We start from the raw sequence: 24351 nt of genomic DNA, 5'->3' as shown, positions 1-24351 counted from the left end.
TATTTAATTCTATTTTATTGAATATTTCGTTTATAGAAAAATAGGATTATTTCATAGTTGGTAATTACCATTTTGAATGAACCCACTTAGATTGTGATTAACTGATTTTAGAAAAAAGGGAGGAACGTGTATGGATGATCGGGATTGGCTAATTTTGCATACTCTCTATAAAGAAAAGAACATTACAAAGGCCGGACAAGCCCTTTATATTTCTCAGCCAACCTTAACAAAACGGTTAAAACAAATTGAAACTGAATTCGGTGTCAAAATTGTAAACCGAGGGATAAAAGGGGTCCAATTCACTGCCGAAGGTGAATACTTAGCAAAAAGAGCCGAGGAATTATTGGATATTTTTCAAATTACAAGGGAAGACATCGATAATTTTAATCATTATGTTGTTGGGACATTGCGGCTGGGTGTGTCCAATTTTATTAGTAAATATAAACTCCCTGGCTGGCTACAATCATTCGAAAAGCAATATCCTGACGTCGAATTCCAGGTCGAAACTGGATACAGTAAACAGATTTATCAAATGGCATACAATCATGACATACATATTGGCTTTATTCGAGGAGACTACAATTGGCCAGGGGAAAAAGAATTGGTTTTTGAGGAATCTCTATGTATCGCATCTTTAAAGCCGATTGACATGGATGAACTTCCCAGCTTGCCAAAAATCGACTATCAAACAGATTCTCTATATAAACATATGACTGATAATTGGTGGGCTGAAAGGTATCCTCAACCGCCATATGTAAGAATTACAGTTGACCGTGGGGATACATGTAAAGAAATGGTTCTAAACGGACTTGGTTATGCAATTTTGCCTTCCCTCTTTTTAAAGGATTGTCCACACGTCCATCAAGTTCCATTACAAACAAAAGAAGGTATTCCATTAACCCAAAAGACATGGATGGTTTATCATAAAAGTGTTGAGGAGCTTAATTTTGTGAAAGCATTTATTGATTTTATAAAGGAATCAGTAACAGCCTCTTCAAAAAAGCATTCATGATTTTGCAATTTCAAGCCAGGTATGTAAATGTCGTCGGCTTCATTTCACTGCGCTGGTGATTACTTCGTACATCAAGGCTTGTTCAACGAAACCGACGACAATTTATTTTTGCATATAAAAAGTTGGGCCTAGTGTAGGCCCAACTACTATTATGATAACATTTTATCTAAATACTGAATGATTTCTTCCTTATTGTTGGACACTTTCTTCTCTCTTTGAATGTCCTTTTCCAACTTATCTTGTGTTTGCTTCAATACTTCTTCTTCTTTTTCACGGGGTATAACGATAACACCATCCGCATCCCCAACAACAATATCACCGGGGTGAATCGTTACCCCTCCACATGAAATAGGGACATTAATGCTGCCTTTACCTATTTTATTGCCTGCTGCTATTGTTGTCCCCTTACAAAATACAGGATAATCTAACTCTTTGGCGCCTAAAATATCACGAATGACACCGTCCACAATAATCCCTTTAATTCCTAATGTTTGTGCCATCCCAAGAATAAAGTCACCAGCAATGGCTCTATTCGTATCTCCTTTTGCATCAATCACAATGACATCACCTGGCTGCGCCTCACGAATTGCTTTTAATACAACCAGATTATCCCCCTTTTGCATTTGTACAGTAAATGCCCGACCGGCAACTCGATACTCTTCTTTTAAAGGTTTGATCGAAGCGTCTAGATTAGTCATTCCGTCTAATGCATCAGAAATGCAGGTTGTTGGCACTTCTTTAAATTGATCAACAATATTCATTTTTTCTCCCCCTGTTTTAAATTTATTTTTATTCATAGAGTATCTTTATCATACCAATATTCCATGTATTAAATAAAATTGAAATATTTCATATTTATCTATTCTTTATTTGAATAAATAATCTATGTGTCTTCTAACTTTTTCTACTGGGCAATAAAAAAAGGAAAGTTCATTTTGTGAACTTTCCCTTTTTATTTTTATCCTTATAGTGCTATTTTATCTTCTCTTTTAAGCTCAAGCTTTTCTTTATCAGTCAGCTTAACAATGGAAAAGCCAGTAAACGCAAAAATGATTGAAAGAATCGGAACAACAAAGTTTAGTATCGCATATGGTGCATATTCAAATGTATGAACGCCGAGGGTCGCAAGGATGAATACGCCGCAAGTATTCCATGGTACGAAAACAGAAGTGAGTGTACCGCCATCTTCAAGGGCACGAGATAAGTTTTTGGAATGCAGCCCTTTTTCCCGATAAGACTTTGCAAACATACGAGATGGAATAACGATCGAGATATACTGTTCTGAGCATGTAGCATTCGTTGCAAAACATGAGACAACAGTAGAAGCAACTAGACCTTTTGCTGTTTTTGCTAGTTTCAATATTTGTTTTACAATTGCTTCAAGCATTCCCGTATTTTCTAAAATGCCGCCGAATGTCATGGCTACGATCGTCATCGAAACTGTATACATCATCGAATCCAATCCACCGCGGTTAAAGAGATTGTCCACCATCTCATTCCCTGTCTCAATAACAAAACCACTTTGTAATGCCACGACCGCATCGGCCACATTGCCGCCTTGCACAAAAATCTGTGCTAAAAATCCTAGCAAAATACCAATAACAAGTGCTGGAATCGCGGGAACTTTTTTAGCGACGAGAACAATAACTAGCACTGGAATAATTAATAGGAATGGAGTAATCACAAAGCTATCTTCAAGAACCTTTATTATTTGCTCAATATTATGTACATCCATAGCCCCATTGGCAAATTTTCTACCCAAAATTGCATAAGCAACTAAAGCGATAGTAATTCCTGGAATAGTTGTATATAACATATGTTTAATGTGAACGAATAAATCAGTATCAGTTAAACCAGCAGCTAAGTTTGTCGTATCTGAAAGCGGTGACATTTTATCCCCAAAATACGCACCAGATATGATCGCTCCAGCAATCATTGGCGCAGGAATACCCATACTTAAACCGATTCCCATGCCGGCAACTCCAATCGTCCCCATTGTTGACCAGGAGCTTCCAATGGCAAGAGAAACAATACAGCAAATGACACAAACCGCGACGAGAAATAGTGATGGTGTAATAATTTTTAACCCATAATAAATCATCGTTGCCACAATTCCGCCACCAATCCATGCGCCGATCGTTAAGCCAACAAGCATGATAATAACGACTGCTGGTAGTGCGAGACGGATCCCCTTGTACATCATTTCTTCAATATCTTGCCATTTGAATCCAGCATACCATGCGACAATTGCTGCAACTGAAGTTCCAATTATAAGTGGAATATGTGGTCCCTCATCTAGTTTAATAACCGTTACTGCCATGGCAATAATCATTACTACAAGCGGAATAATCGCAAGCTTGAAAGTCATCTCCTTTTTCATCGTTCATCTCCCCTTTTAGTTTTTTCTAACGTGTTTTTTGACTATTAACAATTGTCGTTATATAGTCGTTAATACGGTTATCATAAACTGTCCAAAGCATCTAGTCAATTTATTTTTAAAAATGGCTCTTTTATCATATATTGTTGTTTTTAGCCTTTGAATGCGTATGCATTTTCGAGGAGTCAAGTGCCCTTCACTCAACTCAACTCAGATAATTAAATATAAATCACACTAATAAAGCAACAAACTTTACGAAAACAGACTTAAAAATAAACAATCAATTTTGTGCATATAAAAAAATATACGCCTATCTTTGAATTAAGAGCTATTTACTTTAAAATGATAAAGGATTTTATTTTAAAGGAGAACAAAATGATTTCAAACTTTTTACAGGTTAAACCTGAAAATGATGCCTGGGAAGCTTACCGTGATCTAGAGGAATTCGGAAAGCTTACTCTATCAAACATTGAATTTACGACAACCGTACTATGTAATATGCGCTGTGAGCATTGTGCAGTTGGCTATACACTGCAACCAAAGGATCCAGATGGACTGCCAATCGAGCTCTTGCTGAAAAGACTGGATGAAATTCCGTATTTAAGAGCTTTAAGTATTACAGGCGGGGAACCGATCCTGTCTAAAAAGTCAGTTGAGAAATATGTTGTCCCCTTGCTCCGGTATGCTCATAATCGAGGCGTAAAGACGCAGATCAACTCCAATTTAACACTTGAATTAGCCCGCTATGAGGAGATTATCCCATACTTAGATGTCCTGCATATTTCACATAATTGGGGAACGGAGGAAGAATTCATAGAAGGCGGCTTTGCGATGATGGAACGCAAGCCAACGTATGAGCAAAGACAAAGACTTTTTAAAGAATGATAGAAAATAGTCAGGAGCTTGTTAAAGCTGGTGTGATGGTTTCGGCTGAAACGATGTTGAATAAGCGTACCTTGCCTTATCTTAAAGGAATCCATAAGCAAATCGTAGAAGAAATGAAATGCCAACGCCATGAAATTCACCCCATGTATCCTTCTGACTTTGCTTCTAATTTAGAAACACTATCATTAGATGAGATTCGTTCCGCCATTCATCAATTATTGGATATACGGGATGAGAACACATGGATGTTATTCGGCACCCTGCCGTTCTATGCTTGCAGTGCGAATGAAGAGGATTTGGAACTGTTACGAAGACTCTATTCGGCGAAAAATGTAACGGTAAGAAACGACCCGGATGGACGCTCCCGCTTAAATATTAATATTTTCACAGGGGATGTCATTGTTACTGATTTTGGTGACACACCTCCTCTTGGGAATGTCCAAACTGATCAGCTCCCGGACATTTTTGACAAATGGCTTCAAACAAGCCTAGCTCACTCTTTAAATTGTCATTGTTCTGAAGTTCGCTGCCTTGGTCCAAATGTTCTGGTGAAAAATAGTTATTATCGGGATATGGATTTTAGTAAATTGAAATCTAGAATAACTCAACTCTAAAAATTCTCATGTTGTGTTTATACGACCGTTTTTGGTGAGGTCTTTGATAAACGAGTTCCATGAAGCTTTCATGGTTACCGTTTTTGGGGAGTTCCTTGATAAACGAGATCCATGAAGCGTTCATGGCGACCGTTTTTGGGGAGTTCCTTGATAAACGAGATCCATGAAGCGTTCATGGCGACCGTTTTTGGCGAGATATCCGATAAACGAGCTCCATGAAGCGTTCATGACGACCGTCCGAGATGAGCTATCCGATAAACGAGCACCATGAAGTATTAATGACGATCGTTCGAGATGAGATATCCGATATACGAGCTCTATAAAATAAATACGTCTGTAGGGATACGATTATTTTCTGTTCGCATCCCCTACAGACTTTTTTATAGCATGATTTCTATATTGCCATTATATTAACGCGGACGTTCTGATGCCAAGAATCCAAATGAGACATGATCCTGAACAGGAATCCAAGCTCCTACCCCTTGAGAAGTTACATTTTTAATAATAATCACTTTTTTACTGCCTTTAAGCATTAAATACACCTCACCATAAGTGACCTTTCCTTTTTCATTTACAGCTGGTGCATAGGCGTAGAGGTAGCCGAGCCTTCTCGGCGGGATATTGTATTTATGACCCTTTTTCGTGCCGGCACCGACAATCGTTTCGAACGCAAGTGGTAGACCGGATTTTTCCATTGCCTTTAAAAGCATCATCTTTTTCACATCTTCTGTGTTAGGGACTTTCGCGGTTAGTCCGCCTCTGATGATTTTTTGTGCTTCCTGAACATAGTGGATGGAATAAAGCGCGTTTCCACCACGGTTGTCATGGTAGTTCGTATTTATTTTCTGATATTCCCAGTTGGGAGCAGTCTCTACTGATTCATAATTTAGAGGCCATTGGCCAAGGTAGATAATTGCTCGATAGCCAACAGCAAACGGAGTGCTATTGACTGTTGTTTCGTTGAGCATTCGGATTAAATCAGGATTTTCAATTTTAATCTTTGATGTATCAATGAGACTTTGTGTTAGTTCACTTGGCTGTAATTTAGGCATATCCTGAGTTGGATTTGGATACGTATTCTCTTTAGCGATTTTTAAAACCGAGTTTGGCACAGTGATTACGTTAGGGGCTTTTTCTGTTTTTTTGCCCCCTTGCTCCGCCTCAAAATTTTGCTGAAAAGAAAACATGAAAATTAGAGCTAATAGGACGATGGATACAGATTTTCTCATGATGCGAACTCCTTTCAACTCACTAACTCATTACGTTTGATTATAGTTTTTTCGGACTTCAGCTTTATTATCCATTTTGAAAAAAATTTTCAAAAAAAAGCAATGACATTCATTTCATTTGTAACATAATTGTAAAAATTAGAATATTTACAATAATCAAAAATAATTGTATAATAAACTTACTTTCAAGCAAAAGGAGGGCCGTTAAGTCGATTCGCTAAAATAAAAAGGAGGATGAAGTTTTTATTTATAGGAAGTTGTCATCATTCCCAATAAGGTTTTATGGTCAATAAACAACGTAAAGGTTGGTGATCAATGCCTAATAGCGAGTAGATTTACATTCCTTTATAAAACCAAAATGTATATAAAACGACTCTGCGAAATTTCAGAGTCGTTTTTTTGATTTACAATAAGTAAAACCCAATTCCCATAATTAAATAAGCTGCAAGTAATGTAGCCCCTTCAAACCAGTTCGTTTCCCCATCATTTGACAGAATAATCATGAGAAGTGCAGCTGTAACCATTGCGATGAGCTCTGGCATGCTGAAAATTAAAGGCATTGAAACTGGAAACATTAAGGAAATGAGCACAAGTACTGGTGCTACAAACATGGCTACTTGTAGAGTCGAGCCGATAGCAATCTCAACGGCTATATCCATTTTATTTTTGATGGCCATAATGATAGCTGAAGCATGCTCTGCGGCATTTCCTACGATCGCAACGATGACTACCCCTATAAATAATTCTGTCCATCCGAAGGCTTCCCCGACTGTATGAAAGGTGTCTACTAACTTTTCTGATACATACCCCACAGCGACCGTTGCAATGGCTAAAATGATGAGGGCCTTCCATTTTCCCCACTCCGGCTCTTCTTCTTCATGTCTATCTTCAGCCACATTGTCTGTCAAATAAACCCCGCGATGTGTAACAAGCTTAAATAGCAGCGCAGCCAAATACAAAACAATTAATATAATTGAAATCCCAACACTAAAGTTAAGGGTATCACTTTTCGACATCGTTTTTGTAAAAATTTCAGGGATCACAAAGGCCACAATCACTCCAAACATAAGCAGGCCAGAATTATGTCTGGCATCATAAACATTAAATTTTTGGCGTTTGTATTTCAGTCCTCCTACAAAAAAAGACAGACCTGCAACCAATAGCAGGTTTCCAAGGACAGATCCAGTTAAGGACGCAAGAACAACTCCAATTAATCCTTCTCTAAGGGCAAATATCGAAATAATTAATTCAACGGCATTTCCGAACGTGGCATTCAATAATCCGCCAATTCTTGGGCCAGCCACAATGGCAAGGCTCTCTGTCGCCCTCCCCATAAAGCTAGCTAGGGCTATAATTGTTAAACAATAGATGATAAACATTAAAATACTCGACCAGTGCATGAGTGCACCAATGATAGATAAAGGTACACCAACTAAAACGAGTACCGAAAAAACTTTATTCATTGCGATCGTTCATCCCTTCGAAAAAGAATGTCATTAACTACGTAAAATGGATACCACCCTATTCTGCCCCCATATTTTGAAAAAAATTATTTTTCTTGCCAATGTTTCTTTTTCCTTGATACGATCATAATTAGGAATTTTTTTAGTAATAGTTAGGCTATTAGTGATTATTGTTGATTACTAGCCATATGCATGCATACGAACGGGTTTTATTCAGGACGAAAACGTAAAGAGCAGGTAGGCATGTGGCGGTTTGATCGGCACAATATTCATTAATAAAGCCAATAGATATGTAGAGGGATTGAAAATGAAATTAGAAAATTTACGCTTTTGGATTTTAGTGAGTATTATTGCGATTTCGGGATTTAGCCAAGGGATGCTGCTTCCGTTAATTGCCATTATATTTGAAAATGACGGTATTTCCTCCAGCTTAAACGGAATGAATGCGACTGGTTTATACATTGGCATCTTGCTTGTATCGCCATTTATGGAGTATCCCTTAAGAAAATACGGCTTTAAACCAGTAATTGTCTACGGTTGCTTGCTTGTTGTGTTATCATTAATCCTTTTTCCCGTTTGGAAAAATTTCTGGTTTTGGTTTTTCCTTCGTTTATTAATTGGCATTGGCGATCATGCCCTGCATTTTGGAACCCAAACATGGATCACGTCTTTTTCTTCAGAACAAAGACGGGGACGGAATATTTCACTATATGGGCTATTTTTCGGAATCGGTTTTGCTGCTGGACCATTAATGACACCACTTGTAAAAGTAAATGAATCGTTGCCGTTTATTCTTTCATCGGCTCTTTGTTTAGTTGCTTGGTGTTTCTTATTTACGTTAAAAAATGAGCTGCCTGAGCAAACGATTGCCGTTAATTCCTTTAGGGAGACAATGAAACGATTCGGGGGAGCAATCAAATATAGCTGGGTCGCCTTTCTTCCTCCATTTGGCTATGGCTTTCTAGAATCATCACTAAATGGAAGCTTCCCTGTGTATGGGCTCAGAGTTGGGCTTGAGATTGAGAATGTTTCGCTTCTATTAACCACTTTTGCCGTTGGAGCCATTGTGTTTCAACTGCCGCTTGGCTTGTTAAGCGATAAATATGGCAGGAGAAATATTTTAATGATCATTCTTTTAATAGGATCTATTAGTTTTATGACAGCAAGCTTCTTGGAAGAAATCATGATTGGTTTAACCATCTGTCTCTTCTTAGCAGGAATGGTCGTTGGTTCTACTTTTTCCCTTGGGATCAGCTATATGGCCGATTTGACACCAAAAAATATGCTGCCAACTGGAAATTTGCTTTGTGGTGTCGCGTTTAGCATCGGGAGCTTGATGGGGCCATTTTTTGGAGGTGTTTTTATCCAGCACTTTAAATCCATTAGTTTTTTTAACATTATCAGTGTGATGCTCTTGCTTATTTTCTTCACTGTAGTCGTATTTGGGCAAAAGCAAGTGGTAGTTAAAAAGGAATCTTATTTGTAACTTTTCCCCTGAATTAGCGTCAATTGCTATGAGGTGAACGGATTGGGGAAATTTCCATTTATAGTAACGATGCTTTTCTTTCTGTTTGGATGTACGAATGAAAGTATTCACATGCCGAACGATTATCCTAAACAAAAGTCAGATGTCATCAACACTCACGGCAGTATCGAAAATATTGAACAGCTTGATCAGTTTGTTAATCATGTCAAAAGTGAAAAAAATGCGGAAGTACGTATTGTTCATTATACGATTGAAGGAGACCCCATTTTATTGGATTTAGCATATGATGGAAAAATCATTCAAGCAAAATACGATAATACACTTGACCAATTTGGAGTCGGAAAGATTGATAAATATAGCTGTGAAAGCATTAGTAAAATCGAAACAGAAACTAAAACCTCATATGAACTAGATTGTGGTGGGCAACAGGAAGAGATTCTTCATTTTGATTACGATACCGAGCAACAGGACAAATTCGACTTTCACTTAAAATACGGGTTTAATAAGAAAAATGAAGTAGATACGGTCAATCAAAAGCTAATCAAAGATCTTCAAAATGGAGAGATCGTAGCTGTTAGTGACTTTCAATTTGGCCGCAATGAATTAAATCAAATTTATAAAGCAATGATATTGGCCAACTTTTTTGCCGAGAAAAAGTTAACTACAAGCTGTAATAAAGAGCCGCATGAAAGCTATGACTTAACCGTGTGGATTAATGGTGGCGAAAGACATTTTGAGTGGTCTGAATGCGATAAGAGCAAACATGGATTACAAATGAAAAAAATGAAAAATGACATCATTCAAGTGATCCAAGAAAATGAAACGTATAAAAGCTTGCCCCCTGTGAAAGGAAGTTACGAATGATCGACTTTTTTTCATCAGATTTTTTAATATAACTTATTACTTAATAATTATTTTTAAAAAATGGAACAAATCACTTTTCGTTTCATAGCTTATATAGTAAACTATGAATAACATCAAAACCCTATACTTTTACACCATGATTTAATGCTGTCACCTTAGAGGTGGCAGCTTTCGTCGTTTAATAGGGGTATTGATGCTGATTATTTTTCTCAATTAGGTGAAGTAATTGAAAACTAATATCAATTAAGGAGGAGAATATAAAGAATTCAGAACCAAAAGACAGCTTACGAAGTATATTAAAAGAAATAATATGATTATAATTCTCAATTAGATAAATTAATTGAAAATCAATTTCAATATAAGGGAGGATAAACAAATGAGTGCAGAAGCAAGAGCATTGTTAAATAGGACAGTAAATGAAAAAGACAGCTTTTTTGAAAAGATGAAGCCACATGCAGAATTGATCGCTGCATTATTAAGTGGCGTACTCATTGCAGCTGGTTGGATGTTAGATAAAAGTGAGTTGGCTACCGCCTCTGTTACCGCCTATATTTTAGCCTTCCTCATCGGGGGTTTTGCAAAAGCTAAGGAAGGTATTGAAGAGACGATTGCCAATAAAGAATTAAATGTAGAAATGCTGATGATTTTTGCTGCCATCGGTTCTGCTATTATTGGGTACTGGACTGAAGGCGCTATTCTTATCTTTATTTTTGCCGTCAGTGGTGCGCTTGAGACGTATACAATGAATAAAAGTCATAAGGAAATCTCTGCCTTAATGGAAATTCAACCTGAAGAGGCTTTACTTATCAATGGCGGGATCGAGGAAAAAGTTCATGTATCACAATTAGTGATTGGCGATCTTATTTTAGTTAAACCCGGTGAGCGCGTACCTTCTGATGGGAAAATTATTAAAGGCCAGTCAACAATCGATGAGTCGGCCATCACAGGCGAATCGATCCCAGTTACAAAAGGAAATAACGACGCTATTTTTGCTGGAACAGTTAACTTAAATGGGTCGCTAACAGTTGAAATTACAAAGCCAAATAGTGAAACTCTTTTTCAAAAGATCATTCAGCTTGTCCAATCTGCTCAAAGTGAGAAATCCCCTTCTCAGCTATTTATCGAACGCTTTGAAGGAACCTATGTAAAAATTGTTTTATCAGTCGTTGTTTTGATGATGTTTCTCCCCCATTTCCTCTTAGGATGGAACTGGACGGAAACGTTTTATCGGGCCATGATTTTACTAGTCGTCGCTTCTCCTTGTGCCCTGGTTGCATCTATTATGCCAGCAACTTTATCAGCCATCTCCAATGGAGCGCGACACGGAATTCTTTTTAAAGGCGGTGTACATTTAGAAAATTTAAGCCATTTAAAAGCCATTGCCTTTGATAAAACAGGGACGCTTACGAAAGGGAAACCAGAAGTGACAGATGTTATTGTTGCAGATGGACTTTCGGAGTCGGAGATATTATTAAAAGCCGCCTCGATTGAAAGTCACTCCACCCACCCATTGGCAAATGCCATTGTGAAGTTCGCAAAAGAAAAGCTAGATGGGTCGTTAATTAACCCAGAAAGCATTGAGGATGTATCTGGCTGGGGTGTCAAAGCGTTTATTGATCGCGATGAATGGAAAATTGGGAAAGCAGCATTTGTCGGCTTGGAAGCAGCTGGGCAATTTGGTGAAGGCGCCGCTGCGAAAATGGCGAGCCAAGGAAAAACTATTGTTTTTGTACAAAAGAATGGAGAAATTGCTGCTATTATTGCCCTCCAAGACGTTGTTCGAGAAGAAACAAGAACTGCAATAGACCGCTTAAAGAACGAGGGCATTTATACGCTGATGCTGACTGGTGATAGTCGAAATACGGGAATGGCGATCGCCAAGACTTCCCATGTCGATGATTATATCGCCGAATGCCTGCCAGAAAATAAAGTCGAGCATTTAAAGAAACTCCAAGAAACATACGGAACTGTCGCAATGGTTGGAGACGGTATAAATGATGCACCCGCTCTAGCAACAGCTAATGTCGGAATCGCTATGGGAGAAGGCACAGATGTTGCCCTTGAGACAGCGGATGTTGTTTTGATGAAAAACGACCTCCCGCGCATTGCCGAAGCGATTAAGCTTTCTAAGAAAATGAATCGGATTATTAAACAGAATGTCATTTTCTCTATTTCAGTTATCATGCTTTTAATCGCATCCAACTTCCTGCAGTTTGTCGACCTGCCATTTGGAGTAATCGCTCATGAAGGAAGTACGATTTTAGTTATTTTGAATAGCTTAAGGTTGTTAAGGTCTTGATTTATTAAAAATCCCGGGAGGCCCCGGGATTTTTTTACATTCCTAATGATATCCATTCTGTCCGTTAGCCGAACCTGAAGTTTTGCTATTTGGTTTGTTCTTCCCCTTTTGCTTTGTTCCGCCATCTTTCTTCGATTTCTTCGTCATGAATAGTAGCCTCCTTAAGTAAAGACCAATATTTTTTCCCCTGTCTTATTGTTTGAAATCGACTGCTTATTATGAAAGGAAACTTCTAACAATCTTCCTTTTTATATTTACTGTAGATCGCATTGATTTCTCCGCCTAAGATGATTATAATTCCCGTTAGGTAGAACCAGAGCATTAGGACAATAACGGCACCGATACTGCCATAAGTCGCCGAGAAATTAATGAAATTGGTCACATAATATGAAAAAGCCAACGATGATAGCTCCCAACCTATTGTTGCAAAAATGGCACCTGGTACAACAGTTACGCATTTGAGCTTAATATTTGGCGCAATCCAATATAAACCAGTAAATACGATGAACAAAATAATCGAGCTTACAAGCCAGCGAAGCGTGTTCCAAATGGTCATAAACTCTCCGGATAGACCTAATTTAGCAAATAAGTAACCCCCAATTATTTTTCCGAAAACCGGAAGCAATAAGGCAACGACAAAGACAAACAGCATGGCAAAGGTAAATAAGATAGACATCCCTCTTGCAACAATAAAGTGGCGGGTTTCTTTCACATTATAGGCTTTATTAAAAGCAAGGACGATCGCATTGATTCCATTGGATGCTGACCAGATCGTTGCTATGATCCCGAAGGAAAGCACTCCGCCATTCTTTTGCGAAAGCGAACTAATATTAGCCTCAATTAATCGCATACTCTCCTTTGGGGCAAAATCTCGAATGACAGCAAGAATATCCTCTGTTGTTATTGGCAAATAAGGAAGCAATGACACAAGAAAAAGGAGTAAAGGAAAGAGAGATAATAGGAAGAAGTAGGCTAACTGAGCGGCAAGCCCAAACAAATCATCTTCCATCACTCTTTTCTTTAATTGCGTAAACAAATTCGCAAAGGCTTGTCCCATCCCATCACCTCACTTTTAAAATGGAACACTCTTGAAGTGGAAAACTAACGATTGGCTGCAGCAATTTCTTCATCAGCCGAATCCTTTTCAAAAAAAGCCTCCTTCGTATCCTCCACTAGCTCAACAACTTCTGGTGTCGTTTCTTTTAATTCCTCCACCTTTTCCATAATATAAGATACCTCAGAACTTACTTGTTCAAACGTCGATTGAATTTTATTTGTCATATCCTTCACTTGATTAACGGCCACTTTCGGATTTTTGACATAAAAAGAGACTTCTTTTGTCGTCTTTTTGCAATTGGAGACGACTGATTCCCGAGTCGCCCGATCTAATAAGCTTAAAGCGCCGCCTGCCAACGCTCCGAATAGCACACCTTTCAAAAATAAAGACTTCCCCATTCTTTTCAACTCACCTTCCTATATATTATGGGCTTGACGCAGTTCTTTTAACAGTTGCTCACAGCCTTTTTTGACTAGCTCGTACACCTCTTCAAAATTCCCAGTAAAGTATGGGTCTGGAACATTTTTGTCCGTCGCCTCTTCTACCAAATCAAGCAACATCATCACACGAGTATCTGATTGGTCCGAGTTCAGCTTTTTGATATTCTGAACATTGGAAGCATCCATTGCCACTATATATTTAAACTCTTGAAAGTCGTTTACATTGATTTGTCTTGCTTTCATTCCGTCTGCAGGAATATGATATTTTTTTAAAATATTCCTTGTCCCTTCATGCGGCTGTGCTCCTATATGCCAATCCCCAGTCCCGGCTGAATCCACACGAATCTGCTGCTCTAGCCCTTCCTTTTTTACTAAATCACGAAATATTGCTTCCGCCATTGGTGAACGGCAAATATTCCCTAAACAAACAAATAATACATTAATCATATGGTGATACCCTCCTTGTCCATATTTTCTTTCATATTTTCATCTTCTGCAACTATTTCGGGAGTTGACATTTCATTCATATCGTGGAAAGATGGGGATACTTGCTAGAGATAGCCATATTTTTTGAGGGGGAATTCGGATGGACTTGGCACAAAAGTCAGTAGAAAACGTTGAATTTATGATTGAAAAAATTAAAGAGAAACTGAACGTTTTAAACTTTGGAGCGATTAAGCCTTCACACTTTGATGAAGAAATGTATGAAGAATTAAAGGATATTTATGATCTTGTGATGAAAAAGAATAGTTTTAGCCCGAATGAAATGCAGGCTATAGCTGAAGAACTGGGGAATTTAAGGAAAAATAAATAAGTATTGAAGCAGCCGATTGGATGGCTGCTTTTATTTTTAGATATTGAACAGTAACCTTTTTGGACAGGTTTTTGGCTTTTTTTGAAAAGCATGTCCAATAAATCAAGTTTTCCGTACAACTTATTGGCTTTTCTTAAAAACTTGTCCAATAAATCAAGTTCTAGACAAGCTTTTTGCTTTTTAAATGGAAACGGGTTTTCAATAAGTTTATAAATGGATAAAATATTCTTATCGATGCATAATCGGAGGAAGAAAAATGAAAGAGATCAGTATCGACCAATTATTCACATTAAAAGATGTTGTCCCTGTTGATGTTCGTTCACCAGGAGAATTCGAGGAATTTAACATACCTGGCGCGGTCAATATTCCCATTTTTACAAACGAAGAGCGGGCGATGATTGGAACTCTTTATAAGCAAAAAGGAGCGGATGAGGCCAAGTGGCGGGCGATGGAGGTCGTTTCTCCGAAGCTTCCTTCTATTTTGGGACAAATTAAAGCCCTGCATGAGGACGGCAAGCAACCTATAATTCATTGCTGGCGTGGCGGCATGCGCAGCCAATCAATCGCGACATTTACATCCTTTGCTGGAATGGCTGTCCCACGGTTAATAGGCGGAATTAGAGCATATCGGGAATATATTTTAAAGGAAATTCCTAAACTCATTCCCCCTTCGGCCATTTCAATCCATGGAATGACTGGTGTCGGAAAAACTGAAGTGCTGGAAAAATTAAAAGAAAAAGGCATTCCCGTCATCGATTTAGAAGCGATGGCCGGGCATCGCGGATCCATCTTCGGGACATTTGGATTATTCGAGGGGCATAACCAGAAAACGTTCGATTCACTGCTTTTTCAAACATTGACAGAAATTAAAGATTCTCCATTTTTTCTAGTAGAAGCAGAAAGTAAACGGATTGGTAAAGTCGTTCAGCCTGATGAATTGCTAGAGAAAAAGCATATAGGCTTTAATATCAATTTGCAATCCTCATTGAACTCACGAATTGAACGGATTTATCGTGAATATGTATTGCCTTATCTTCATAAAGACTGGTTCCAGCCAAAAGTATTAGAGCGATTAAAATATATTTATAAGCGAATGAAAAATGTTAAGTTAATTGAATCAATTAATGAGGCCGTTGTTGGCGAAGATTATAAATTAGTCATTCAACTACTGCTAGAAGAATATTACGACCCCCGCTATGCGCATAAGCAACTTGATTATAAAGGGGAATTTCACCATGTCGAGGCGGAAAATACGGACTTAGCGGTTGTAGCAATTTTGAAAATACTGGAAAGGAAGAGTGTTCTTGTCAAAAGATAGGAGCACTTTTTTTAATTTCCTTTAATAGTGGACATAAATTTCTTAACTAGTTCGAAATTTATGTTAAGATGTAATTATATTTTTAGAACCAATCGTTCTTAATATAGAACCAATAAGCGTTTTTTGATATGATTAAACTATATTTCATGATAAGGAGTGTGAAATTGGATGATCGGTGATCGTGTAAAAACCTTGCGCAAAGAGAAGAAGTTATCGTTATCCGAGCTTGCCGAACAAGCTGGTGTTGCCAAGTCATACTTAAGCTCCCTCGAAAGAAATCTGCAAACAAATCCTTCCATTCAATTTCTTGAAAAAATCGCTGCCGTCCTCCAAGTCCCTGTTGACCATTTAATTCATGAGCAGCCAAACACTGATGAATTAGATTCGGAATGGATCGATATTGTTCAAGAAGCAATGAACTCTGGCGTTTCCAAAGAACAATTCCGTGAGTTTCTTGAATTTAATAAATGGAGAATTGATCAGAATAAATAGAAACTCGACGCAAAGTCTTAATGGAGATTTGCGTCTTTTTATGCAAAAATAAAAAGCATTTCCTATTAGTGATACTCCCCTTTAGGAATACTTAACTTTGCTATCTCTCTTCTATTATTTATTCAGCTATCTTTACTTTTAGCTCTTTTACCTCATTTTTTAATAAAAACTTCCTTATTTCTTCTTTTTCGATCCCCATTCCTTTTGCTTTTATGATTAGCTGAATCCATTCTCTGTCCAGTAATTCTGTCTGAGTTTTAATATTTCCCACTCTGTTCCCCCCAAAATACAATTCGTATTCCAGGCAATCCAGCCATCTTAGTATAGAAAATGCCTTTCAGAGAGCTGCTGCTAAAATGATTTTATGCAGAACAATCTACAAAAAGAACGTTCATACTTTAGACCTGTGACTTTGCGTCCCTATCTTTCAATAGGTTTGCCTTTTTCTGCAGTTATTCCTTATGTATTTATTATCTAGTCTAATTGTAATAGATCACGAACTGGTAATTTGTTGGATTTTGTCTGTTATATGAAATTTTCATTGTACTTTTTTCTACATTTAATTGCATTTTGTTATAATATCAGCTTGTATTTTTTTAATAATTCTTACAATAATTTCATTTAATACGATTTGTTACATAACTATGTTGTAAATAGTCGAATCATTTTTTGTAAAATGTTGATAAAATAGTTCTCTTACAAAAGTCTTTCCTAGTAATTTACTCCTAAAAACATTTAACTCATCAAAAGAAATTTGGCAATCCAAACACCATGAAGAAGACAAACCATTGTGTATAGGAGCGACCCCGCAAGTGCAAGATTTTTTATAGAAGGACGTGAAGGTAATTTTTTGAAGAAAATAAAAGTAAGGAGTATACATGATAACAACGTTTTTAACACAAGGAAACCTAGAGGGCTCGCTTGATATAGAGCATTCATAAACGGATTGCCTTCTTCAATAATTGAAAACCGAATACCTAAAAAAGTAACCATGCCATCAACAAAATTAATTACTGCTAGATACAGGAAAATCCCCTTCAAATTGAATCCCCCATTATTATTATTTTTCTTTTTCCAAATAAAGAACCTTGAGAGATTATTCTCCATCAAGGTTAAAAATTATTCTTCTTCCTCTTCTGTAAAATGAATAATACTGCCCCAGTGATAATGAATATGATCCCAATTAACAAATTGTTATACATATTAGTTGCCGTAGACGGAAGAATTTGCCCTTTCATTGGGGGAGAATTCAACTCCTCATTAGGGATTGGACGAATTGGCTTTAATGGCTCTTCTTGTGGATTTTCTGGATTGGGATTTGGTGTTGGATCTGGGTTTGGGTTGGGAACAGGGTCGGGCTTCGGATCTGGATCTGGATTTGGTTTTGGATCAGGGTCGGGCTTTGGATTCGGATCTGGGTTTGGATCGGGATCTGGACCTGGAGTAGGTGTGTTACCTTCAACAATAAACTTTAATTCAAACTCAAAACCTAGTCCTTGATATTCATTTCCCAGCTCATATGGAAATTTCACCTCAAACTTAAGATCCTCCTGGCTTTTCGATTGTAAACGCCTTGGCTGAAGCCTTTCAAATTCATGCAGCTTCCCCTCATACAAAATCCCGTTTGCATCCCAAACCTTTAAAAGGAACTCATTGTATAATTTTTTGGAACCGTTCAAGAACTTAGCTTTTGTATTATAGGTAAAATTATGCTCTCCCCGGTTTTGGATGGTAAGGACTCTAGTTGCCCAGTCACCTGGTACCATTTTTGAAATATTAAAAGCATAGCTATCAGGTAATACTTCAATATCAAACTCCTTCTTTTCTGCAGCAGAGATTCCAGCAGATTGATATAGAAAAACAAAAGAAACCACCAGAATCCATATGAGCACCTTTTTTAGTTTTCTCATAATTACCCTCGCAGATAAAGTTTATTAACCCTTCAAAGGGTGGGTTAAATTACCCACCCTTCTTTTATATTATTGATTTAGTCGTTAGTTCTTTCTACTCCTTGTTTTTGTGTAGCCTCAAACGTAAAGTCTAATACTACACCGTTGCCCATGTATTTATTTTGATTATATTCACCATTAGTTTTTGATTGATCGTCAAAAAATTCAAGCTCCATTGTTATTTCATCAGCGTCAATACCATCGAAATCTGGGCTTGTTGGATCACTAGCTGGTTTATTAGGTAATCCGTTACCAGTTGTAATGTTGAACTTTGTTCCACTTTTCGTTGCTTCAGCAAAGTCATAAAGTGACTTATATGTTTGATTACCTACAGTTGTTTGTGTTGTAATATTTTTTAATAAATCTGTACCATCTGCTTTATAGACTGTGATTTTAAATTGTTTTAGAAAATCATTGGGATTACTATTTCCAGGAACTGCTCCATCAGCACCTCTTGCCCCCTGAGTGAAATTTGCTACTGTTGTTAGGTAAACTTTATCAATATCGACGTTTCCATTATTTGTAATTTTGAACGTTCTTTTGATTTTGTCTCCAGGAACCAGCTTACTTACATTTATTTGACCTGTTGCTGCACCATCAATTCCTAAATCGAGTACCCCAGCAGTAAAACTGTTGGTCATAGTTTCAATATCGTTAAATGCTGCCCAAGTTCCCCCACCAATTAATGATAATCCCAAAGCTGCTGATGCTACCCCTAAACCTAATTTCTTTTTGATTGACATTTTTTCTTCCTCCTTGGTTTCTCCCTCGTTGTTTACGAGGTATGTAATTTTTTATATTGACCTCTATGTCTCCATAAAGAATTCAATCAATGTTAAGCTGGCTTTTCATCTTCTTTTGGCAAACTACGTTTATCAATTTCTCTAATAGCTTGATAGATTGTTAATGAAGAGTATCCTAGTAACATTAGCCCCGGTATGATTAGTAGCATGGCAGTTCCTTTGCTTGATTTAGCAAAGTCTATAAAATATCCTAAATAAGGAATTGTAAATCCTGTGTATACAGCTTTCACATTTTGGGCTAAGACTGGCTGGGTATCCATGTCCCCGTTGTTATCACCCTTAGTTTTAAACATAATGTTTTCACCATTATTGATTACTTCCATAATTCTATGAGTGACAAGACTGCCATCTTCTTGAACGAAGGTGATTACATCCTGTTCTTTTAGAATAGATGGATCCTCTACTGGCTTTACTGCTATGACTGAACCTGTTTTAAAGGTTGGTTCCATTGATCCAGATAAGACTGACTTCAGCTGATTTCCAAATATTTGCGGCTCTCCTCCGGATGCCTTTGAAGAAATTACTAGAAAGACCATTAGAATTAAATTTAAAAACAAAACGATTGTCAGTAGATTGCTAATTATTTTTAAAACCTTTTTCAAAGGGTTCCCTCCTAATCATTTTCAGAAGTTGTTTCTTGCAAATTCTCACTTGAATTATTTACTTCTGTAGTATTTTTATCTTCTGAGTAAGCTTGATTTTCACTTGAAGCATCTTGTTTATTTTCTTCCTCAGAATCTTTTATCATTTCATCTGATTGATCTGTAACTGGATTAGAAACTTCAACTTCTTCAAATTGTTTTTCTATCGGAGTTTCTTCAAGTTGTTGTACAGGTAAATTATTAAGTTGTTGAGTTAAAGTAACTTTGATACTTTCACTCCAAAGTTCTCCTTTTCCTGGATGCTTTTCATGCTGTAAAGCTTTAAACTTATAGATGCCACTTTTAGTTGGAATGAAAGTTAATTGAGTATCATTTTTTGATTTAAGTGGACTAAAGGTACCTTTAAACAATCGTTCTCCATTTTTGGGGTTCCCACTGTCTATAAAGTAGACCTCATACCTTCCATCAATTTTCATGTCGGAACCACCATTTATAATTTGCGCAAATATATTATGGCCATCAAATCCTACTTCGCCAGAAAACTTTAAAGAACTTTTATCCCATATTTCATTTTCGCCTGAACTAGGTTCTTCTTCAGGTTCCCATTCAGCTTTTATACTGAATTCAATTGTTTCCACATCATTAAAGGCAGCATTTGTGAATCCGCTTATTTGCGACATAATATTGATTAGCAAAATCCATGCAGCAAAGAGCTTTAGTGGGATCCATAAGGTTTTCGTTCTATTTTTAAATTTTTTCATTCTTTTAGATCGAATGGGTATCCCTCCTTTTAAAAGACATGCGTTTTATTTTCTTGTCGTTCTTTTTAACGAACTTCATGAACTGAGTATATGTGATAAATCTTAAATTGAAAAACCCGAAAAAAGCCCGTTTTTTCGATATAAAGAACATTTTCTGCTTATTATCTTGGAATTACTCTTATTTTCTAACTATTTTGTAATTTATTTAGAACATTTTTGTTCTTTTCACAGAACAGACATGTAACCAAAAATAAAAAAGTATTCTTCGAAGGGATTTTACCCCTTAAAGAAATACTTTGACTTTATTACCTTATATGTTTAAAAGTGTATTTTTCTATCTTCTTATGGTATGGAATTGCCTTTATATGAATTCTTTCTAGAGTCATTGCATCAAAAAACGGGTACTTCGTTAAATCCTTTCCGCAAACTGGACAGAGCCATCCCCCTAATTCACTGCTGCTGAAAGAAGACCGATGACATTGATCACAGTGTTTTTGATACATTATAAGCACCACCCGAGCATTTTTATTTTGTTCTTTTTACAGAACCGTTGATGCGAGCATAGTCTAAAATTCCTGTTTTTAAAAATAATGAATTTTACCGTTTTTTCACTTTAAAGAACACTTTTCATTGTTTCCCTTCGGAATACTCTATTTTTCTTAATATTTTGTATTTTTTAATGAATATATTGTTCGTTATAATGAATTTTATGAGACACTAAGTAAAAGGAGATAAAATATATGGTTGGCATGCGTATTAAGAGATTAAGAATGGAAAAAGGGCTTTCCATTAATGAGCTTTCCGAAAAAGCAGGCGTATCAAAATCTTACTTAAGCTACATTGAAAGAGGCATCCAACAAAATCCGTCTTTGCAGGTTTTATCTCGATTGGCAAAAACACTTAGTACAGATGTAGAGGATTTATTGGATCAAAGGAAAAATAGTGATGACTTTGATGTTAATCATGTCGATAGCGAATGGATGGAACTCGTTCAACATGCGATTGAAAATGGAGTCACGAAGGAGGATTTTGCCTATTATTTAGATTTCATTAAATTTAAGAAAATGAACGGAGGCCATGAATAAGTGAAAACAAAGAAACTTCTATTTCTTATTTTTGCTTCTATTTTCATTTTCACAGGGATTGGGCTTGTCCTTTACTCCTTAAATGATATTTATTCTCTTGAAAAAAATACAGAAATATCTTTAAAAGAAGCTAAAAAGAAAGTTCGAATCGGCAAAGATATTCCACAATGGGAGCCTCTCTCCGATCCCCAAAACAACCAAGAAATGAATTATTCTTTTCAAAAGGGTGAGGTTATCGGAATTCTAGAAATCCCTAAACTCCAAGCTGAACTCCCCATTGTTGAAGGCACAAGCGAATACGAATTGCAAAAAGGGGTTGGCCACTATTCCAGTACAGCTCTTCCGGGACAGCCTGATCAAATTCTTCTTTCTGGCCATCGTGAAACCGTTTTTCGCCGGATGGGAGAATTAAAAAACGGGGATATCTTTCAAGTCATTATGCCCTACGGTTCCTTTAGCTATGAAATTACCGGCTCACAAATTGTTGAGGCAAATGATCCAACAGTCATTAAATCTACTGCACCGAATGAAACACTAACTGTCTCCACCTGCTATCCCTTTACATATATTGGCGATGCCCCTTATCGATACGTCTTAACCGCACATCGAACAGAAATCCAATAACAAACTAAAAATGCCAAGTCCCCTCGGCAATTAATAACCGATCGGACCTGGCATTTTTAAAAAAGATTTATTATTTCTGCAAGCTCACAGCAATTCTTGAACCAACTTCAGCATTATTCTTAACAAGAGCAATATTAGCTGTTAAGCTTGTACCTTCTGTAAGCTCTTTAACTTTTCCTAATAGGAATGGAGTTACTTCTTTACCAGCGATATTGTTTTCTTTCGCTTCTTTTAACGCAGATTCAATCACATTTGTGATGAATGATTCTTCTAATGCATCTGCTTCAGGAATTGGGTTAGCAATCACAAGACCGCCGTTTAAGCCAAGCTCCCATTTTGTACGGATAATCGCAGCTGCATCTTCAGCAGTGTCTACACGTTGGTGTAATCCAAATGAGCTAGTGCGTGTATAGAATGCAGGAAGGACATCTGTTTCATATCCAACAACAGGAACACCGTGTGTTTCTAAGTACTCTAATGTTAGGCCGATATCAAGAATTGATTTTGCACCTGCACAAATTACTGCAACATTTGTTTGTGCTAATTCTTGAAGGTCTGCAGAAATATCCATAGTTGTTTCTGCTTCACGGTGAACGCCACCGATACCGCCTGTAACGAATACTTCAATGCCAGCAAGTTCTGCGCAAATCATTGTCGTAGCAACTGTTGTCGCACCATTTTTCTTTTGCGCTACTAGGTACGCTAGATCACGGCGGCTAGCCTTTGCTACATCCTTGGCTTGACCTAGGTATTCTAATTCTTCATCTGAAAGACCGATTTTAATTTTTCCATTTAAAATGGCAATTGTTGCTGGTACCGCACCGTTCTTGCGGATAATGTCTTCTACTTCTCTCGCTGTTTGCACGTTTTGTGGGTATGGCATACCGTGAGAAATAATTGTTGATTCTAAGGCTACGATCGGTTTGTTTGCTTTCTTAGCTTCTTGAACCTCAGCTGAATATTCTAACCAGTTTTCTAACATAATGACAAAACTCCCTTATTTAAAGTATTTGTTAAATGTTTCTTGTAAATGAACTTGATTTAAATTCGGATTAACGGTTTCGTGAGATTGCAGTGTAATAATGGAACAGGAAATTCCAATTTTACAAGCATTTTCGATATCTAATCCTTTTAAATAGGCATACATCATTCCTGAGACAAGAGAATCCCCAGCACCTGTTACATCTTCCACTTGAATTTTTGGCGGAAGGACTGTTCCAGACTCTCCATTTTGTGTGGAGTAAATGAGCCCCTTATCTCCTCTAGTGATAATGACCTTTTCTACGCCTTTTTCAAGGATTTTTTCTGCTGCCTTGAAAAAGTCATCAGCATTCTTAATTTCCATTTCAGATAAGGCCTCAGCCTCACCCTCATTGGCAATTAGCCACGTGACTCCAGCCAAGCTTTTTGGCAGCTTCTTTATTTTTGGCGCAGAGACAGGTGTGATACAAACTGGAATATTTGCTTCATGACAACGAACGATTAGCTGCTTAATGACATCAGCTGGAAAATTCGTATCAATGACAACTAAATCAGATGAAGCAATATGTCCCCATTTTCTCTCGACAAAGTCGATGTCCACCAAATCATAGATAGACATGTCAGCTAAAGCAATTGCCATTTCACCCTCATGATCTAAAACAGCAGTATATGTTCCAGTAGCAGCATTCGAGTAAGCTTGGGATGGGCTGATGTCTGCATAGGATTTTGTATGATCCAGCAGCCACTCACCTTCCCGATCCTCACCGACTGCAGTCATAAGAGCGACATCACAACCTAATCTTCCGAGGTTCTCGGCAATATTTCTTGCCACTCCGCCAAATGATTGCGAGCTTTCAGCAGGATTCGATGTACCAAGCTGGAGCGTGTTGAGTGTCTGTATTTTCCTATCCACATTCGATCCGCCAATACAAACGATATGTTTCCTTTTCGGAAGCACATATGCTCTGCCTAGAAGCCTTCCTTCTTTCGTTAAAGATGAAATATAGCCGGCAACTGCTGACCGTGACAATCCTGTTTTATCTGAGATTTCATTTTGTGAGATAAAAGGATTTTCTTCAATAAGCTGCAATATTAACGATTCTTTTTGATTCATAACTATTCAGCCCTTATCTAATCAAATATGCCTTGGCATATTTGCGCCCAGATTTTTATCGAGCTCGCTCGATAATTGCCTT

Annotated in this window: 25 protein-coding genes, 1 pseudogene and 1 riboswitch; of the genes and pseudogenes, 10 read left to right on the top strand and 16 right to left on the bottom strand. The window is 37.4% G+C overall.

Annotated elements, in window-relative coordinates:
* Nucleotides 1–130 precede the first annotated feature (130 nt).
* Nucleotides 131–1012 carry a LysR family transcriptional regulator gene (locus tag F7731_RS11380; RefSeq protein ID WP_151534908.1) on the top strand — a complete coding sequence of 294 codons (882 nt, stop codon included), beginning with the start codon at nucleotides 131–133 and terminating at the stop codon, nucleotides 1010–1012.
* A gap of 149 nt (nucleotides 1013–1161) precedes the next feature.
* Here F7731_RS11380 and F7731_RS11375 read toward each other — a convergent pair whose 3' ends face one another.
* Entirely contained in the window at nucleotides 1162–1773 is a 612-nt protein-coding gene (locus F7731_RS11375; protein WP_151534907.1) for an RraA family protein, read from the bottom strand.
* Nucleotides 1774–1976: 203 nt separating this feature from the next.
* A complete protein-coding gene (nhaC, locus tag F7731_RS11370; RefSeq protein WP_151534906.1) occupies nucleotides 1977–3392 on the bottom strand; it encodes a Na+/H+ antiporter NhaC in 1416 nt (471 codons plus the stop codon).
* 372 nt (nucleotides 3393–3764) lie between these two features.
* On the opposite strand from nhaC, the pseudogene yfkAB reads away from it, so the two are divergent.
* Nucleotides 3765–4888, top strand: a pseudogene (yfkAB, locus tag F7731_RS11365) (radical SAM/CxCxxxxC motif protein YfkAB).
* Between the two features lie 410 nt (nucleotides 4889–5298).
* Here the strand turns inward: yfkAB and F7731_RS11360 are convergent.
* Both F7731_RS11360 and cax read right to left on the bottom strand, forming a co-directional pair.
* Nucleotides 5299–6117, bottom strand: a complete 819-nt coding sequence (locus F7731_RS11360; RefSeq protein WP_151534905.1) for a YfkD famly protein — start codon at nucleotides 6115–6117, stop codon at nucleotides 5299–5301.
* Between the two features lie 404 nt (nucleotides 6118–6521).
* Entirely contained in the window at nucleotides 6522–7580 is a 1059-nt protein-coding gene (gene cax, locus F7731_RS11355) for a calcium/proton exchanger (protein WP_151534904.1), read from the bottom strand.
* 307 nt (nucleotides 7581–7887) lie between these two features.
* On the opposite strand from cax, the gene F7731_RS11350 reads away from it, so the two are divergent.
* The 3 genes from F7731_RS11350 to F7731_RS11340 all read left to right on the top strand — a co-directional run bounded on the left by F7731_RS11350 (nucleotide 7888) and on the right by F7731_RS11340 (nucleotide 12229).
* The gene (locus F7731_RS11350; protein ID WP_151534903.1) at nucleotides 7888–9066 is read left to right on the top strand and encodes an MFS transporter; all 1179 of its coding nucleotides are present in this window, start codon (nucleotides 7888–7890) and stop codon (nucleotides 9064–9066) included.
* Between the two features lie 42 nt (nucleotides 9067–9108).
* Nucleotides 9109–9930 carry a DUF4362 domain-containing protein gene (locus F7731_RS11345; RefSeq protein ID WP_151534902.1) on the top strand — a complete coding sequence of 274 codons (822 nt, stop codon included), beginning with the start codon at nucleotides 9109–9111 and terminating at the stop codon, nucleotides 9928–9930.
* A 376-nt stretch (nucleotides 9931–10306) separates the two neighbouring features.
* Nucleotides 10307–12229 carry a heavy metal translocating P-type ATPase gene (locus F7731_RS11340; protein ID WP_151534901.1) on the top strand — a complete coding sequence of 641 codons (1923 nt, stop codon included), beginning with the start codon at nucleotides 10307–10309 and terminating at the stop codon, nucleotides 12227–12229.
* Between the two features lie 232 nt (nucleotides 12230–12461).
* Here the strand turns inward: F7731_RS11340 and F7731_RS11335 are convergent, their stop codons facing one another.
* The 3 genes from F7731_RS11335 to F7731_RS11325 are packed head-to-tail and all read right to left on the bottom strand — an operon-like array spanning nucleotide 12462 to nucleotide 14173.
* Complete coding sequence (locus F7731_RS11335) at nucleotides 12462–13286, bottom strand: YihY/virulence factor BrkB family protein (protein WP_151534900.1); 825 nt, start codon at nucleotides 13284–13286, stop codon at nucleotides 12462–12464.
* Nucleotides 13287–13330: 44 nt separating this feature from the next.
* Nucleotides 13331–13684 carry a YtxH domain-containing protein gene (locus F7731_RS11330; RefSeq protein WP_151534899.1) on the bottom strand — a complete coding sequence of 118 codons (354 nt, stop codon included), beginning with the start codon at nucleotides 13682–13684 and terminating at the stop codon, nucleotides 13331–13333.
* Nucleotides 13685–13702: 18 nt separating this feature from the next.
* On the bottom strand, nucleotides 13703–14173 hold the full coding sequence (locus tag F7731_RS11325) for a low molecular weight protein-tyrosine-phosphatase (RefSeq protein WP_151534898.1): 471 nt from the start codon (nucleotides 14171–14173) through the stop codon (nucleotides 13703–13705).
* 139 nt (nucleotides 14174–14312) lie between these two features.
* Here F7731_RS11325 and F7731_RS11320 point away from each other — a divergent pair, with 139 nt between their 5' ends.
* The 3 genes from F7731_RS11320 (at nucleotide 14313) to F7731_RS11310 (ending at nucleotide 16350) form a co-directional block, all read left to right on the top strand.
* Nucleotides 14313–14540 (top strand): DUF1128 domain-containing protein, encoded by a 228-nt coding sequence (locus tag F7731_RS11320; RefSeq protein WP_151534897.1) that lies wholly within the window; start codon nucleotides 14313–14315, stop codon nucleotides 14538–14540.
* A gap of 256 nt (nucleotides 14541–14796) precedes the next feature.
* Nucleotides 14797–15858 (top strand): tRNA 2-selenouridine(34) synthase MnmH, encoded by a 1062-nt coding sequence (mnmH, locus tag F7731_RS11315; RefSeq protein WP_151534896.1) that lies wholly within the window; start codon nucleotides 14797–14799, stop codon nucleotides 15856–15858.
* Between the two features lie 168 nt (nucleotides 15859–16026).
* A complete protein-coding gene (locus tag F7731_RS11310) occupies nucleotides 16027–16350 on the top strand; it encodes a helix-turn-helix domain-containing protein (protein ID WP_151534895.1) in 324 nt (107 codons plus the stop codon).
* A 118-nt stretch (nucleotides 16351–16468) separates the two neighbouring features.
* Here the strand turns inward: F7731_RS11310 and F7731_RS11305 are convergent, their stop codons facing one another.
* The 7 genes from F7731_RS11305 to F7731_RS11270 form a co-directional block, all read right to left on the bottom strand.
* Nucleotides 16469–16621, bottom strand: a complete 153-nt coding sequence (locus tag F7731_RS11305; RefSeq protein WP_151534894.1) for an anti-repressor SinI family protein — start codon at nucleotides 16619–16621, stop codon at nucleotides 16469–16471.
* A gap of 29 nt (nucleotides 16622–16650) precedes the next feature.
* Nucleotides 16651–16801, bottom strand: a riboswitch (cyclic di-GMP riboswitch).
* A gap of 284 nt (nucleotides 16802–17085) precedes the next feature.
* Nucleotides 17086–17391: a DUF5658 family protein gene (locus F7731_RS11300; protein ID WP_151534893.1), complete on the bottom strand. Its 306-nt coding sequence runs from the start codon at nucleotides 17389–17391 to the stop codon at nucleotides 17086–17088.
* Nucleotides 17392–17462: 71 nt separating this feature from the next.
* Complete coding sequence (locus F7731_RS26465; protein WP_170289689.1) at nucleotides 17463–18260, bottom strand: LPXTG cell wall anchor domain-containing protein; 798 nt, start codon at nucleotides 18258–18260, stop codon at nucleotides 17463–17465.
* Between the two features lie 77 nt (nucleotides 18261–18337).
* A complete protein-coding gene (locus tag F7731_RS11285; RefSeq protein ID WP_151534891.1) occupies nucleotides 18338–19042 on the bottom strand; it encodes a TasA family protein in 705 nt (234 codons plus the stop codon).
* Between the two features lie 92 nt (nucleotides 19043–19134).
* A complete protein-coding gene (gene sipW, locus F7731_RS11280) occupies nucleotides 19135–19704 on the bottom strand; it encodes a signal peptidase I SipW (RefSeq protein WP_151534890.1) in 570 nt (189 codons plus the stop codon).
* Nucleotides 19705–19715: 11 nt separating this feature from the next.
* On the bottom strand, nucleotides 19716–20465 hold the full coding sequence (gene tapA / locus F7731_RS11275) for an amyloid fiber anchoring/assembly protein TapA (protein WP_151534889.1): 750 nt from the start codon (nucleotides 20463–20465) through the stop codon (nucleotides 19716–19718).
* 305 nt (nucleotides 20466–20770) lie between these two features.
* The gene (locus F7731_RS11270) at nucleotides 20771–20968 is read right to left on the bottom strand and encodes a hypothetical protein (RefSeq protein ID WP_151534888.1); all 198 of its coding nucleotides are present in this window, start codon (nucleotides 20966–20968) and stop codon (nucleotides 20771–20773) included.
* Between the two features lie 237 nt (nucleotides 20969–21205).
* On the opposite strand from F7731_RS11270, the gene F7731_RS11265 reads away from it, so the two are divergent.
* Both F7731_RS11265 and F7731_RS11260 read left to right on the top strand, forming a co-directional pair.
* Nucleotides 21206–21550: a helix-turn-helix domain-containing protein gene (locus F7731_RS11265; protein WP_151534887.1), complete on the top strand. Its 345-nt coding sequence runs from the start codon at nucleotides 21206–21208 to the stop codon at nucleotides 21548–21550.
* Nucleotides 21551–22174, top strand: a complete 624-nt coding sequence (locus tag F7731_RS11260; RefSeq protein WP_170289688.1) for a class D sortase — start codon at nucleotides 21551–21553, stop codon at nucleotides 22172–22174.
* Between the two features lie 70 nt (nucleotides 22175–22244).
* Here the strand turns inward: F7731_RS11260 and F7731_RS11255 are convergent, their stop codons facing one another.
* Together F7731_RS11255 and F7731_RS11250 are read right to left on the bottom strand one after the other, a co-directional pair.
* Nucleotides 22245–23156, bottom strand: a complete 912-nt coding sequence (locus F7731_RS11255) for a pseudouridine-5'-phosphate glycosidase (protein ID WP_151534886.1) — start codon at nucleotides 23154–23156, stop codon at nucleotides 22245–22247.
* 15 nt (nucleotides 23157–23171) lie between these two features.
* Nucleotides 23172–24269, bottom strand: coding sequence for a carbohydrate kinase (locus F7731_RS11250; RefSeq protein ID WP_151534885.1), 1098 nt, complete (start codon nucleotides 24267–24269; stop codon nucleotides 23172–23174).
* Between the last annotated feature and the right edge of the window lie 82 nt (nucleotides 24270–24351).

This window comes from Cytobacillus depressus, from assembly GCF_008923245.1.
GTDB classification, from domain to species: domain Bacteria; phylum Bacillota; class Bacilli; order Bacillales; family Cytobacillaceae; genus Cytobacillus; species Cytobacillus depressus.
This window is presented reverse-complemented; position numbering and strand designations above follow the sequence as displayed.